The sequence below is a fragment of the Streptococcus cristatus genome (genome assembly GCF_003943505.1).
Lineage (GTDB): Bacteria > Bacillota > Bacilli > Lactobacillales > Streptococcaceae > Streptococcus > Streptococcus cristatus_E.
The window spans coordinates 1-1333 of sequence record NZ_RJPS01000024.1; the positions used below are offsets into that span (position 1 = coordinate 1).

Consider the following 1333-nt stretch of genomic DNA (forward strand, 5'->3'; position numbering starts at 1 on the left):
ACAGACAGAAACGCAAGGGGATAACCAAGCCTCATTGAAATCTGCTACACCTGCTGCGACAGAGACAAGTCAAGAAGCGAAAGATTCGACTGCTTTTAAAAATGCTCAGCCAGCTACAGGCACAAGCCAGCCAGCTGCAGCCACTGCTCAACCTGCTTCAGCAAATGCAAGTCTAAACAAGAGCGCTTTAGAGAACTACCTCAAAAACTTGCGCAGCAAGGACTTTTCAAGTAAGACAGACGATAGTCTAGAAATCTTGAATGGCGTAATGACGGCTGCTGATGGTGTGCTTCAAACTGCAACAAAGCAAGAAGAAATTGATAAAGTTTATCGCAATCTAGTGACTTTTGTTAATTCTGGTCTTCGTGATAAAAATCCGAAGTTCATCCCAGATCAGGATAAAACTCCTCGCTCAGCACTTTATGAGTTTGAAAGTGCTACACCAGGAAAAACAACTCCGCTTACTCTGAACTACTTGAAGCCAGAAGACACAAAAATCTACAAAAAGGGCGATAAAGTAAAGGCCATCCAGCCAACTGAAACAACTTATGTAGAGTATGATGGAAGTGGTAGATGGACCTTTAAGGGCTATGACCATGATAGTCAGGTGATTGACAAAGATGATGTTTTCTTCACAGGTAAGTGGGAATATACACCAACACCATACAAGGCTACCTATAGAGCAGTTAATGGCTCACCTGGGAAAACTCCGCCATCTTATGTTGCAAATTGGAGCCCAGAAGATAAAAGAAGATTTGCTGAGGGTGAAGTAGTAAAAGCACAAGAATTTCACTATGTTTTTTATACTTCAGAAGAATATCCTAACCGAAAAGGCTATTGGGCTTTGACTGGCTTTGATGCTCCAAGTAAAGTGGCAAACAATGGCGATGTAGAGTTCGTAGGAACTTGGAAATACTTTGAGGATGTCACTGTATCCTACAAACCTATGAACCAGCACGATTTTGAGAATTTTTATCATTTACCAAGTAGTCCTAAGACCTCACGTGACGAATATAGATTACCTCTTCCTAAGGAGATAAAAGATCTAGAAAGTAAGCTATACGATTACAAGCTTACTTTCAATCAGTTTGATGAACGCCATGAGTATTTACCTAAAGATATACTGGATACGCGAGCAGCCTTGCTTCGCTACGATGAAGTTCAAGGTGTCTACAAACCCTTTTATGATGCGGAAAATGAAGGAAATTGGACCTTTGAGGAAGATGTAGTAGATTTAACCTTCAGTCGTGAACTAGAGCGGGCGGCTACATATGGGGAAATACCAAAAGTTACAATACCATTGATGTTTAAATTTACACCAGTTCCTCGGAAA

General features: G+C 41.0%; 1 protein-coding gene. It reads left to right on the plus strand.

The window, feature by feature from the left end; all coding sequences use genetic code 11:
• A partial coding sequence (locus D8792_RS10665) for an SHIRT domain-containing protein (protein WP_221763076.1) occupies positions 1-1333 on the plus strand: 1333 nt, incomplete at both ends.